Annotated in this window: 17 protein-coding genes; 16 read left to right on the forward strand and 1 reads right to left on the reverse strand. The window is 43.8% G+C overall.

The features are described from left to right. Positions 1–130: 130 nt before the first annotated feature. From LROSL1_RS05655 to LROSL1_RS05730, 16 genes are all read left to right on the forward strand, one after another. The gene (locus tag LROSL1_RS05655) at positions 131–331 is read left to right on the forward strand and encodes a hypothetical protein (RefSeq protein ID WP_017261711.1); all 201 of its coding nucleotides are present in this window, start codon (positions 131–133) and stop codon (positions 329–331) included. Between the two features lie 273 nt (positions 332–604). Further along, positions 605–1168, forward strand: coding sequence for a phosphoribosyltransferase (locus LROSL1_RS05660; RefSeq protein WP_017261712.1), 564 nt, complete (start codon positions 605–607; stop codon positions 1166–1168). 209 nt (positions 1169–1377) lie between these two features. Further along, positions 1378–2160, forward strand: coding sequence for an RluA family pseudouridine synthase (locus LROSL1_RS05665; RefSeq protein ID WP_178914005.1), 783 nt, complete (start codon positions 1378–1380; stop codon positions 2158–2160). A 75-nt stretch (positions 2161–2235) separates the two neighbouring features. After that, positions 2236–2763, forward strand: a complete 528-nt coding sequence (locus tag LROSL1_RS05670; RefSeq protein WP_017261714.1) for a YqeG family HAD IIIA-type phosphatase — start codon at positions 2236–2238, stop codon at positions 2761–2763. After that, entirely contained in the window at positions 2760–3905 is a 1146-nt protein-coding gene (yqeH, locus tag LROSL1_RS05675) for a ribosome biogenesis GTPase YqeH (protein ID WP_178914006.1), read from the forward strand. Before LROSL1_RS05670 ends, yqeH begins: the two co-directional genes overlap by 4 nt. Positions 3906–3922: 17 nt before the next feature. Further along, a complete protein-coding gene (yhbY, locus tag LROSL1_RS05680; protein WP_017261716.1) occupies positions 3923–4237 on the forward strand; it encodes a ribosome assembly RNA-binding protein YhbY in 315 nt (104 codons plus the stop codon). 37 nt (positions 4238–4274) lie between these two features. After that, the gene (locus LROSL1_RS05685) at positions 4275–4916 is read left to right on the forward strand and encodes a nicotinate-nucleotide adenylyltransferase (protein WP_178914007.1); all 642 of its coding nucleotides are present in this window, start codon (positions 4275–4277) and stop codon (positions 4914–4916) included. Then, entirely contained in the window at positions 4909–5526 is a 618-nt protein-coding gene (gene yqeK, locus LROSL1_RS05690; protein WP_017261718.1) for a bis(5'-nucleosyl)-tetraphosphatase (symmetrical) YqeK, read from the forward strand. The genes LROSL1_RS05685 and yqeK overlap by 8 nt, the downstream gene beginning before the upstream one ends. 26 nt (positions 5527–5552) lie before the next feature. Further along, positions 5553–5915, forward strand: a complete 363-nt coding sequence (rsfS, locus tag LROSL1_RS05695; protein ID WP_017261719.1) for a ribosome silencing factor — start codon at positions 5553–5555, stop codon at positions 5913–5915. Continuing rightward, the gene (locus LROSL1_RS05700) at positions 5912–6652 is read left to right on the forward strand and encodes a class I SAM-dependent DNA methyltransferase (protein WP_017261720.1); all 741 of its coding nucleotides are present in this window, start codon (positions 5912–5914) and stop codon (positions 6650–6652) included. Before rsfS ends, LROSL1_RS05700 begins: the two co-directional genes overlap by 4 nt. A gap of 4 nt (positions 6653–6656) precedes the next feature. Next, complete coding sequence (locus LROSL1_RS05705; RefSeq protein WP_178914008.1) at positions 6657–7805, forward strand: nucleotidyltransferase; 1149 nt, start codon at positions 6657–6659, stop codon at positions 7803–7805. 84 nt (positions 7806–7889) lie between these two features. Further along, positions 7890–8441 carry a YceD family protein gene (locus tag LROSL1_RS05710; protein WP_161001382.1) on the forward strand — a complete coding sequence of 184 codons (552 nt, stop codon included), beginning with the start codon at positions 7890–7892 and terminating at the stop codon, positions 8439–8441. Between the two features lie 64 nt (positions 8442–8505). Then, positions 8506–8691: a 50S ribosomal protein L32 gene (gene rpmF / locus LROSL1_RS05715; RefSeq protein WP_017261723.1), complete on the forward strand. Its 186-nt coding sequence runs from the start codon at positions 8506–8508 to the stop codon at positions 8689–8691. Between the two features lie 254 nt (positions 8692–8945). Further along, entirely contained in the window at positions 8946–9812 is an 867-nt protein-coding gene (locus LROSL1_RS05720) for a sulfite exporter TauE/SafE family protein (RefSeq protein ID WP_178914009.1), read from the forward strand. A gap of 123 nt (positions 9813–9935) precedes the next feature. Further along, positions 9936–10652 (forward strand): response regulator transcription factor, encoded by a 717-nt coding sequence (locus tag LROSL1_RS05725; protein ID WP_017261725.1) that lies wholly within the window; start codon positions 9936–9938, stop codon positions 10650–10652. After that, complete coding sequence (locus tag LROSL1_RS05730; protein WP_017261726.1) at positions 10649–12229, forward strand: HAMP domain-containing sensor histidine kinase; 1581 nt, start codon at positions 10649–10651, stop codon at positions 12227–12229. Before LROSL1_RS05725 ends, LROSL1_RS05730 begins: the two co-directional genes overlap by 4 nt. 196 nt (positions 12230–12425) lie before the next feature. Here the strand turns inward: LROSL1_RS05730 and yidC are convergent, their stop codons facing one another. Then, on the reverse strand, positions 12426–13385 hold the full coding sequence (yidC, locus tag LROSL1_RS05735) for a membrane protein insertase YidC (protein ID WP_026017127.1): 960 nt from the start codon (positions 13383–13385) through the stop codon (positions 12426–12428).

Genomic DNA, 13385 nt, shown 5'->3' on the forward strand with positions numbered 1-13385 from the left:
CGAGTGAGCGTTTTGCTTTACTTTGTTCTGAAAATGTTTAGACTGAATATTCCAGTAAAGAAACACAAGTTCTCATTGTTGGCGGGCTGGCGTCGATAATTGTTTTGAGAATGCAGAAAAGAGGTCACCTATGAAAACTTATAAAATGCAAACACGTGGGGAATGGAATGTTGAAGTTCGCCACGGAAGACAATGGGTTTCAATTCTTGACCACGTTTCATATGATACCGCTAAGTTAGCGTTGGATCGCATTAATGCTACACAGCAGGCCAACTACCGTCTTCATTATCTAGGACATGAAAACATGATCAATTCAACGAAAACAGCTTAAAATGGGCTACGATGCGGATGGGACAATGGTACATCCTTGGCAGTACGTAGCAGTCACCGGTTTCGATTTTAAAAACGTTAGTGAATTAATCGGTTTTTTTAGGGGCAAGCGACTATTGAAGTCTGACAGGAAGAAATTTTCTGCCAGACTTTTTTGTTTTAGTTATTACTGGTTTAACTTGTGCCCGTAGAGAATTCGGGTTACGATATCGTCACCGCAATTGAATATTAAACAGTCTTTGTAACGAGTGAGACACTCAGAAAGGATCTAATTGTGAACAACGAATCTCTGAAAACGCTACTCGATGACCATATTGGTCAAATTTTTGCGACACCTGATCAAATTGAGGTGATGGCGTCTGCTGTTGCTAAACAGATCAGTGAAAAAAATAAGACAACAAATCCACTGCTTATTGGTGTGATGAAAGGCGCTGCTCAGTGGACAATTGCTGTCAGTCAACGGCTGTCGATTCCCTCTGATCTCGATTTTGTTTCTGTCACTAGCTATAGTGGCGAACAGCAGAGCGAGCCAGTAATGTTGCAGAAACCGACTATTTCGTTCACAGGTCGCCATATCGTCTTATTGGATGAAATTATTGATACGGGAAATACCTTGTCTTTTCTAAAACGTTGGTTATTAGCTCAAGGTGCCAGAAGTGTTGAAATAGCGGTTATGGCTGACAAACCGATGACGCGCGTGACACCAGTTCAGATTGATTACCTTGGCCTTACGGTGCCTAACGTGTGGCTGGTCGGATTTGGCATGGACTTAAACGGGGCGTACCGTAATCTGCCGGCAATAGCCGAGTATGTTAAAAATCCAGTTTTGAAGCAGTAGCTAGATGGATTTATTACGCTTTTGTTCGCAGAATATTATTAATATTCTGAATTATATAGTAGAAACACACTAGAAAGCGGGTTAGCAAAACATTGAAATTTAGTTGGCGTTCAGCTGCAACCTATGTCAGCGTCAAACAATTTTTGTTTGCACAAGGAATCAGCCATAATTTATGGACTCGTCAGCGGCATCTTGGAGGCAAGATAACGTTGAATCAGCAAATCACTCAGCCGGATCATTCAGTTGCTATTGGTGATGTTGTCACCTTGTCGTTGCCCAACGAGCCCAGTGACGCGAACATTGCTGTCGATGAGGAACCAATCGATGTTTTGATGGCTGATGAAAATTGGCTGGTAGTCAATAAAAGCGCAGGCGTCAATGCTGTTCCTGGACCAAGTGATCAGCAAACAACGATGGTTAACCGCATCAAAGGTTGGCTCGTGGCTAATAACGCTGATAATTTAGTGCCACATTTAATCACCCGGTTAGATCGTGATACAAGCGGGATCATGTTGGTGGCACGTAATGGCATTGTTCAGGGAATGATTGCCCCTCAAGTGGATCATCACACAATGCGAAAAACTTACCTCGCACTTGCGGCGGGCATATTTGAGAATGACCATGGTGTTATTGACTCTCCAATTGGACGAGTGGATGGAAAGATCGCTAGAGCGGTCACTTCAAACGGACAAGCGGCAATTACTGAATACAAAGTAGTAGAACAGTTTGAGAATATTGCATTAGTTGAGTTAAATCTAAAAACAGGGCGGACTCACCAGATTAGAGTACACATGCAGAGTATCGGTCATCCGTTGCTCGGTGATCGTTTATATGGTGGGTCGCTTAGGTTAATTCAACGCCAGGCATTGCATGCATGGCAATTATCATTTATAGACCCCGTTACTCAACAGCAGCAGACGTACACCGCGCCATTGCCCGCGGATATGCAGGCGGTGGTAAACCTTTTACGTGATTCGAAACCGATGAAATAAGCATTTTTAAGTGCTTTCTGGTATAATGATTTAGATAATTTTGTACTAAAAATAGTCAGGAGCAAGGAGTTTTAAATGATCGCCAACTTCAAACCAACTTGGATGATTTCAGCAATATATAATGTGTCGCCTGAACAATTAAAGGCAGCGGGCATTCGCGTTATTTTGACAGATTTAGATAATACGTTGATTGCTTGGAATAATCCGGATGGAACGCCGCAGTTACGACGGTGGATCCAAACGATGCATGCAAATAATATTCGCATTGTAGTCGTTTCAAATAACAGTGCTGCTCGCATCTCACGAGCAGTCACGCCCTTAGGGCTTGAATTCGTTTCACGTTCACTAAAACCATTAACGCGCGGTATTCGTCAGGCGCAACGGCGGCTCTCATTGAGTAATAGTGAAGTTGTGATGGTTGGTGATCAGCTGATGACAGACATGTGGGCGGCAAATAATGCGCATGTGCGGAGTATTTTAGTGAAGCCGCTGATTGAGACGGACAAATGGGATACACGAATTAACCGCTTCTTTGAGCGATTTGTGATGCAACGGTTACGCCGTGTTTATCCGACGATGACATGGCAGGAGGATTTACGATGAGTGAAGCAGTAACGAATGAAACGTCAGAGCCACTGTACTGCATTGGCTGTGGAGCCAAGATTCAAACAACAGATTCCACTGCCGTTGGCTATACACCTCAATCGGCTTTAAAAAAAGGACTTGAAAACGGTGAATTGTATTGCCAGCGTTGTTTTCGTTTACGTCATTACAACGAAATCGTGCCAGTGTCATTAACAGATGACGATTTTCGACGGTTACTGGCACAGATTCGAGATGCCAACGCCCTAATCGTCTATGTTGTTGATATTTTTGACTTTAATGGCAGTATGATTCCTGGATTACATCGTTTTGTTGGTGATAATCCAATTCTACTAGTTGGTAATAAAGAAGATGTTTTGCCACGTTCGCTTAAACGAAGCAAACTGACTGATTGGGTACGTCAGCAGGCTAATGCCAACGGGTTGCGACCACTGGCCACGACGCTACTGAGTGCAAAAAATGGCCGTGACGTGGATGACCTGTTGACGTTGATTGATAAATACCGTGGTGATCGTGACGTTTATGTTGTAGGCGTGACTAATGTTGGTAAGTCGACGTTGATTAACCAGATTTTAAAACAAAACTCTGGTGTCGCTGATCTGATCACAACGTCACGTTTCCCTGGCACAACGCTAGACAAGATTGAAATTCCACTTGGAGAAGATCATGTCTTAGTTGACACACCAGGAATTATTCATCCTGAACAGATGGCGCATTTTCTAAGTGCAGGGGCTTTAAAGTATGTCGCCCCACAAAAGGAAATTAAGCCACGTGTTTATCAGCTACAAGGTGAACAAACGTTGTTCATGGGCGCAGTAGCAAGGTTTGATTTATTGTCTGCAACAACAGATAGTCGGACAACCGGTGTTAGTGCCTATTTCGAGAACAATCTGATGATCCATCGAACAAAATTGACGCACGCAGATGATTTTTATCGTGATCACGCTGGTGAGATACTCACGCCACCTTCCCAGGATGAGTTGGCAGATCTACCTGAATTGGCAAGACACGAATTTCGCACAACGGAGAAAAGTGATCTCGTTATTGAAGGATTGGGCTGGGTAACAGTTCCCGCCAATGTAACGATTGCTGGCTGGGCACCAAAGGGTGTCAACGTCTCGTTAAGGCGCGCAATGATTTAAAACGGGAGAGACATTATATGGATTTAAAAGGTAAACAAAAACATTTTTTACGTTCTGAAGCACATTCACTACGTCCACTGTTTTCGGTGGGAAAGAATGGCTTGACAGAAACGTGGTTAGACCAATTAACTGGGGCCTTGGAGAAACGTGAACTTATAAAGGTGAACTTGTTACAAAGTGCAGATGCAACTGTCGCGGAGGCAAAGACCTTTATTGAAAAAAATCCGCGGATTACTGTAGTCCAAACAATCGGTCATACGCTGGTGTTGTTTATGCCTGCAACGGATCCAGATAATCAACGGTTATCGAAAAAGGTTGCAGCATTGGTTTAGTGTTAGGGTAAACACGTGAAATAAGTAGGGATAGACAATGATTACATCGACGTTAACGACTAAACAAACGGGCACTCAAGTGATGACAGAAATGGTCACAGAAATGCCTAAACAACGGGTAGGTATTTTGGGTGGGACTTTTAATCCGCCACACCTAGGTCATCTTATTATTGCGGATCAAGTGGGTAAGCAATTGGGATTAAATAAGGTTCTTTTTATGCCCAATGCTCAGCCTCCGCATATTGACCCTAAACTTGCAATTGATCCTTTGCTACGGGCAAGAATGGTTCGTCGTGCTATTTTCGGAAACCCATTGTTTGACTTAGAGATGAGTGAAATTCAACGTGGCGGCAAAAGCTACACGTATGACACGATGGTGGATTTGAAAACGCGTCATCCTAAAACTGAGTATTACTTTATTATTGGTGGGGATGAAGTGGCATATCTGCCAAAATGGTATCGTATCGATGAGTTGGCAAAAATAGTAACGTTTGTTGGTGTTGGTCGAGCTGGCTATAAGAAGCAAACGCCATATCCAGTCATTTGGGTCGATGTGCCGACAATTGACATAAGTAGTTCAATGATTCGTGATCGTGTCAAACGTGGGCAATCGATTCGCTACTTAGTTCCAGAGGCAGTTGAAGCATACATTAAGGAGCATCAGTTGTATCATGAGTAAGGCAATGCGATATCAGCAGCATCTTTATAACGGCACACGTGATGAACTGGTTGAAGCCGTTCATCAACAGTTGCGTGACAAACGGTTCAATCATTGTCTGCGCGTAGAACAAACTGCGATTCAGTTAGCAGAGGAAAACGGTGTTGATTTGGAAAAGGCTAGTATTGCTGGTCTGGTCCATGATTATGCCAAAGAGCGTAGTGATGAAGCGTTCATCGGCATGATTAAAAAACATCAAATGGATCCGGATCTACTGAATTGGGGCAATGCTATTTGGCATGGTATTGTGGGCGCAGAATTTATTCATGATGAGCTCGGCATCGAGGATGAAGATATTTTAAATGCCGTTCGTTTTCACACCACGGGTGCTGTGGAAATGTCACCATTGGCACAAATTGTTTATATGGCGGATTATATTGAACCCGAACGTGATTTTGATGGTGTCGATGAAGCTAGACGAATAACCCACAAAGATTTGCGTGCTGGGGTTGCTTTTCAGACGAAACACACGATGCTGTATTTAGCCGAGAAAAATGCACCGATTTATCCAGCAACCTTATTAACGTTTAATCGTTGGGTCGCTCAGAAACAAATGAAGTATAACTATTAATCAATTAAGTGAAATGAGGAACTATTTTGGATAGTAAACAAATGTTGGAAGTGGCCGTAAAGGCTGGAGATGCTAAACGTGCTGAAGATATCGTGGCGCTAGATGTTGAGCAGGTTAGCTTAGTGGCGGATTATTTTGCCATTATGAACGGGGGTTCTAAACGTCAGGTTCAGGCGATTACCCAGGCTGTTTTGGATGCTGAAAGTGAAGCTGGTGTAACAGTTCGCCGCGTTGAGGGTAAAGCAGAGGGTACTTGGGTTCTGCTAGATTTCGGCGATATTGTCGTTCATATTTTTCAAGAAGAACAGCGTCATTACTATGATTTAGAAAAATTATGGTCAGATGCGCCGATGGTTAACCTGACGGATTGGTTGGGCGAAACAGCATGATTTACGGGCAGTTTGCTGATTTTTATGACGAACTGTTTGACCCAGCTATGTATGATTCATGGCTGGGTTTTGTGCGTTCCCAAGGAGTCGTGAAGACTGATAGCGTGCTGGATTTAGCGTGCGGTACGGGGCGGTTAGCAATCAAGATGATTCAGTCGGGTTATCAAGTGGCTGGTCTGGATCTGGCGCCAGAAATGTTGAGTATCGCTGCAAGTAAGGCGCAAGCAGCCGGTGTTGAGTTGCCGTTGATTCAGGGTGATATGACTGCATTAGGCGACCTTGGCCTGTATAACACAATTACTTGTTTTGACGATTCCCTTTGCTACTTGCCAAATGAAGATGAGATGGCGGAGGCGTTCCGCGAGGCTGCTGCGCATTTAACTGACAATGGGCATTATCTTTTTGACGTTATTACACCTCATCAAACAGATGATGTTTATCCTGGTTACATGTATAATTTTCACGACGATCATCGTGCATTCATGTGGACTAGTTACGAAGGCGATGCTGAACATCAAGTCGAACATGATTTGAACTTTTTCATTTGGAATGAATCGATTAAGGGTTATGACCACCATGCTGAGCTACACGTGGAAAGAACGTATCCACTGGCAACATATCGACGATTGCTGACCCAGGCAGGCTTTGATCAAATTCAGGTGTTTGCTGACTTTGGGAAAGCTGAACCGGACGCGGACACAACGCGTTGGTTCTTTGACTGTCGACGGGAAGGATGACACTATGCAGGCAGTAGGTGTTGTGGCGGAGTATAATCCGTTTCATAATGGTCATCGCTATCATTTACAGCGAGCGCGCGCGGTTACGGGCGCTGACGTTGTTATTGCTGTCATGAGTGGCAATTTTGTTCAGCGCGGTGAAGCAGCCATATTCAATAAGTGGCAACGAACATCGGAGGCACTTCACAATGGGGCTGATCTCGTGGTGGAATTGCCATTTCACTGGGCCGTTCAGCCGGCTCACTTGTTTGCACAAGGGGCTTTGTCGTTGTTGTCTGCTATGCAAGTGCCAACGCTGGTCTTTGGTGCTGAACATGAGCAAACGGACTTTGCGGCGTTAGCTCATGCGACAGTCAATGATTCGCAGGCGTTTAAGACGTTTAACGAAACTTATGCCACGTTATTTAACGCACAATTAGAATCACAAACTGGATTTCGTCTGGATCAACCCAACGATATTCTTGGCTATGGTTACGCAGTTGCGAACGCGAAACTATCGTCGCCATTGAGGTTAGTACCGGTGGCAAGGGTTGGTAGTGAGTATCATGATGTCCAAATGAATCCACGGGGCTTTTCGAGTGCAACTGCCATCAGACAGACCGTTCTCGGTCATCAGCGCGGTGTTAATGTGGCAGCAAATGTGCCTTCCGAGACATTTGCTGATATTCGTCACCTGACGCCATTGAAAGGGTGGTCGCCAACGATGTGGTCCTTGTTACGACATACGTTATTGATGATGCCAATCGCGTCTTTACACCAAATTTATCAAATGTCTGAAGGTCTAGATTATCGTTTAAAAGAAGCCGCAGAAACGCAGGCAAAATGGGACGATTTTTTAGCCGCGATTAAGACAAAACGATATACCTATTCACGGTTACAACGTGTTTGTTTATATGCCTTAGTCCACGCGCTTGATGACGAAATGATTCCCGGGCAAACAGACTACTTACGGTTACTTGGCTTTACGTCAGCCGGTCAACAGTATTTAAACGCACACAAGAAAACCTTTGGGTTGCCTATCGTAACTAGGTTTGACCAGACTTTGAAAAAAAAGACATTAAATTTAGACTATCGTGCCGGCATGTTGTATGAAATGCTATCAGGGCAGGCGCAGGACTTCCGTCGTGACCCGATTCGAATAGACAACAAATAGAATCATTTGGCTGTCAAGGATTTTACGTTGACATTGTATTAATGCGCCGGTATAATAAAATTCGTTGCATTAGGAGGTTTATCGATGAAATGGTCGCTCAAAGAGCTTGAAAAGTATCGTAATGAGCCACTGCGGATCGACGAAACTTTAGATGTGAAAGTGAAGATGCTTGATCGGTTCGCTGATCGGGTTATCGACATCGATCCCGTTAAAGTGGTTGGAACCGTTATGGTTGATCGTGACGATGTTCTACTAGATGTCAAGGTTAGCGGTAAAGCTATTGTGCCTTCGAGTCGTTCGTTGGCACCGGTTGATTTTCCGTTTGACTTTGACATGAACGAGATTTACATCACGGAAGAGAGTCACTTTGATCGCTATGAGGAAAACGAAACGGTTTTACTCTTGGAGACTCAAACTGTTGACTTAGATGAGGGTGTGATTGACAATATCATTGCCCAAATTCCTATGCAAATTCTAACTGAGTCAGAACGTAATGGTCAGGATATGCCAACTGGCAATGGTTGGGAAGTTATTTCCGAAGACGATTACACGGCTGAACAGGAAGAAAATCAACCCATTGATCCACGTCTCGCTAAGTTAAAGGGATTGTTCCCTGATCAGGACCAAGACCGGTAGGATGGCTTAGCAGATTTTAAAAACACATGTGTGGATAAAATCATTCAAGGAGGTGCTCGTTCACATGGCTGTACCAGCACGGAAAACATCTAAAGAAAAGAAGTTGAAGCGTCGGGGTCACATCAAATTAGCAACGCCTAATTTGGCTCCATGCCCAAACTGTGGTGAATTACGTATGTCACATCGTGTCTGCCCTAGTTGCGGATACTACGATGGCAAGCAAGTCGTTAAGACTGCTAACAACGCTTAATTCATGATTGAAAACATCTGAGAGGCCTAGGCTCTCAGGTGTTTTTTTCTCGATTTTTTATCAATCAGTTTAAAAGGCTCACTTTATGTTGAAGCCACGGGGAAAGGCCGACAATACAACACCGTTTAGGTTGATGTTCTACTGGCATTAAATATTAGTGGTGATGCGGATTTGATTCCTACTTTTGGGTCGAAAACACTGTAGCAATTACGGTATAATCATTGCTTGTAATCTTTATGAACGGAGTGTAATCCATGCGAACGGGACTATTAGCAGTATTAATTATCGTGGGTGTGTGTTTTGCGACATATGTTGGTGCTGATCTTTATCGACACTGGGATACTGTGCGTCACTCATCTGCGCCGACAATTGGGGTAGCATTGAGCGGAATGCTGATTTTCTTTTTATCCACATTAGGGGTATCCGACTTTGCGGTCAGTACAGCAATTTATACGCCAACAAGATGGGTATCTGTAAAACGGCTACCAGGAACACTTAATGTTCAAGGCGTCGTGCCATTTGTTTTGATGGCGGTCGGCTTCATTGGTGTCGTTAAGGTCGATCCTGTGACCTTATTGGCACTGGTAGCTGCTCAAGTGGTGGGAGCGGTGTTGAGTCCTCGCTTTGTTGTGAAATTGCCTGAAAGGACGATCAAACGATGGATTGCATGCGGTTTAATTATTGCAGGTTTATTCATTCTAGCCGGCCGATTACATTTAATTGCCGGTAATGGGACAGCCTTGCGACTCAGCGGACTGTCACTGATTGTTGGTTGTGGGTTGCAGGTGCTTTATGGGGCACTGAATAATATCGGTATCGGCTCTTATGCGTTAACGACAGCCACTATCTACGCGCTAGGATTGAACCCCTTGGTTGCTTTTCCAATAATGATGAGTGGGTCAGCGCTATCGGTTGCGGCCGGTAGTAGTTTATTTGTGTACTACGGTGATTACGATCGTAAGGTGGCCAGCATTGCATCGCTGTTCGGCGTTGTTGGCGTTCTTGTCGGGTTGATGGTCTTTGCACACTTCAATGTGGCGATTGTTTCTTGGCTTGTAATTGGCGTGCTTTTTTACACGTCGTTTAACCTATTTTATTCGCTATCTCGGACAAGACATTGAGGAAACAAACGGACAGCCGGTGATGCTAGCAGAAATGGCGTTTAAATGATAAAATGAGAGCGTTGTTAAAAATTGAACCGTTCAGACTTAGAGAACGATAATAAAATGCGGAGTGTTAATTAAATGGAAAACACGGAACAAACAAATGCGAAAAAGTATAGTATTCTCATTATTGAAGATGAGAAGAACCTAGCTCGCTTTGTTGACCTTGAATTGAAACATGAAGGGTACACAACCCAAGTAGAATACAACGGTCGGACAGGTTTGGAAGCAGCACTTGAAACCGACTTTGATGTTATTTTGCTTGACTTGATGCTACCCGAATTAAATGGTTTAGAGGTTTGCCGGCGAGTTCGGGAAGTAAAGAGCACACCAATTGTGATGATGACAGCGCGTGACTCTGTGATCGATCGAGTTTCTGGTCTTGATCATGGAGCTGACGACTACATTGTTAAGCCATTTGCTATTGAAGAACTACTGGCTCGTGTACGTGCACTGCTACGGCGAATCGATATTGAAGGTGAACAGAAAAACTTCAAACAAACGGTCGTTGAATATAAGGATCTGCGAATCGAAAAAGAAAACCGGATCGTTCGTCGCGGTGATGAAATCATTAATTTGACTAAGCGTGAATACGAGTTGTTACTGACACTGATGGAAAACGTCAATGTTGTGTTAGCCCGTGATGTACTACTACAAAAAGTATGGGGTTACGAATCAGAAGTTGAAACTAATGTCGTGGATGTTTACATTCGTTATCTGCGTAACAAGATCGATCGCCCAGGTGAGGAAAGTTACATTCAAACAGTTCGCGGAACAGGATACGTAATTCGTTCATGATGACTGATAAACAAACAACCAAAAAAAGACGACGCATGTCGTTAAAATGGAAATGGGCACTCGGTACCGGTACGGGTGTCTTTGTCATTTTTACGATTGTATTAGGATTATTATTTTCTAGCTTTACCTCAGTTCTTTTACGTCAGGAAAAACGACGAACGACAGATGCGATTAATGTCGTGACTCAACGGTTAAATGACAATGTTAAGGACTTGACGAGTGACGATGTTGAACCGGTTCTTCGTCCTCGTGAAAATCCTTATTTACCGCATGATCCAAGTAAGCCAGATCAACAACATAACTTGTATAATGATGCGATCATTCGAACGTTGGCCAATGATAATTTGGCCGTTAGCGTTTATGACCGTAGTGGCTCTGAAATTTTCGCATCACGGGTTGATCCGCAGCCGTTTGAGTCCGTTAGCAAACGCCAATTGAAGTTAAGCCATTTGAATGGTCATGTTGTGTATGTTGGCCGCGCTCCGATTTATCAGCATGGTACCAAACGGGTCGTTGGTTATGTTCAGGTAACCAATCAGCTCAATGGCTATTGGCGAACGTATCAACGAACTGGGTCCATCTTGATTGTACTGTTATTGATTGGGTTACTGGCAATATCGGTATTCGGTTATATTTTAGCTAGCTATTTCTTGCGACCAATTTCTGATATTAGTGCGACAATCACTAAGGCGAGCGAAGACCCCCAGTCTAGTACGCGGGTACCGGAGTCTCGCCGCAATGACGAGTTGTCTGATCTGTCGGAATTATTGAATCGGATGCTGGATCAAATGCAACGATATATTGATCAGCAGCAACAATTTGTGGGTGATGTGTCTCACGAATTACGGACGCCAGTGGCTATCATTCAGGGCCATATGGAGCTGCTAAATCGCTGGGGTAAGGACGATCCTGAGGTATTGAATGAGTCCATTCAGGCTTCTTTAGCTGAAACCAAACGAATGAAGAGTTTGGTACAAGAAATGTTGGATCTATCACGGGCTGAACAGGTGGAAATTGACTTCCGCAATCAGGTTACGGATATCAAAATGGTAGTCAATCAGGTCTTTAACAACTTCAAGATGATTCATCCGGACTTCACGTTTTCTTTGGATGATGATTTACGTAAGCCAACTTACGTTTCGATGTTTCGTGATCATTTGGAGCAGGTGCTTATTATTTTGATGGACAATGCGGTCAAATATTCACAAACTCGCAAAGAGGTCCACGTATCTTTGTCAGAAGACGGTCGGAACGCTCAGGTGTCCGTACAGGACTTTGGAGAAGGCATTGCACCTGAGAATATGGATCGGGTCTTTAATCGCTTCTATCGGGTTGACAAGGCTCGCTCACGTGAAAAAGGCGGTAATGGACTCGGATTATCCATTGCTAAACGATTGGTCGAAGGGTATAACGGTCACGTTTCTGTTGAGTCGTCACTTGGCCATGGTTCAATCTTCCAAATTTCTTTGCATATTTTGACTGATCAGGAACGGCATCATTTGGAGGAATTGCAAGCAACGCAAGAGCCAAGTAAACCGCTTGATGAAACACTTAAAGATAGCAATTTACTTGAATAGTTCTTTCTTTTATCATGGAAAGTTTGAATTGAGTGAAAAATAGTATTTCCCTTTTTGCCACAAGTCTTACTAACTGATCAGTATTTTCAACATTCAGTTAAATAACAAAAATAAGAGGCCATCCTTCAAATTTGAAGGATGACCTCTTATTTTTTGTGGGCTATTAGCGAGCCATCACAATCATTGCAACAAACGGTTAGTCATTATGATGCTGTTGTTTCCCAGCATTACGTTTGCGATTGTTATGATCCATATTGTCACTAGTTGACTTTTCTTGTGGTTGACGTGATGTTATTGGCGCTGCACTGACTGGTGTTTCCGTTGCCTGAACAGGCTTAGGTTGCACATGAGTTGCATTTTCAGCTTGTTTCTTTTCGAGCTCTTTGGCCACTTGCTTCCGTATTCGAGGCCGGTACCAAGCGATGATGAGTGTCTGCAAACAAGCGAACAAACCACCGACGAAGAAGTACAGTCCTAAGGCTGCTGGAGTGGAGAAAGTAACAAACAGAATCATGATGGGACTCATGATCATCATGGAACGCATTTGTTTCTTTTGATCTTCAGGCAAACCAAGTAGTGAAAGGTATCCTTGTAATAGATAAGCTAGGAATGACAGGATCGCCAGAATAATGTTGGGCTTTCCTAAATGAATGCCATAGAATGTAGCATTTACTAATTCAGGGGCATATCGGATTGCCGCATACAGGGCTGCAAAAATAGGCAGCTGAATAATCAATGGTAAACAACCGATGCCGCCAGTCATTGAAATGCCGTTATCGCGGTATAGTTGCATCATTTCTTGACTGATTGCATTACGTTCTTCAGGTGTTTTGGCAGCTTTCTGACGGGCCTGAATGTCATTCATTTGAGGCCGTACCATTGACATCTTTTCTTGTTGAACCGTTGCCTGTCTGGATTGACGGACCATTAATGGGAGCAAAATGAGTCGAACGATGACGGTCAGGAGAATGACGGCCCAACCATAGCTGCCGCCAAGTAGCTTAGCAGCCCATTCCATAAAGTGAACCATTGGCTCGCCAAGGTAGTTCCAGATGTAGCCAACGGGTTTGCCGTGACTGGTACGCACACAGCCACTTAAAAGTAGGGTGAGAGTGCCGAGGGCCGTGATGACGGCTAGGCGGTTTCTTTTTTTCAT

This window comes from Furfurilactobacillus rossiae, from assembly GCF_013394005.1.
Lineage (GTDB): Bacteria > Bacillota > Bacilli > Lactobacillales > Lactobacillaceae > Furfurilactobacillus > Furfurilactobacillus rossiae.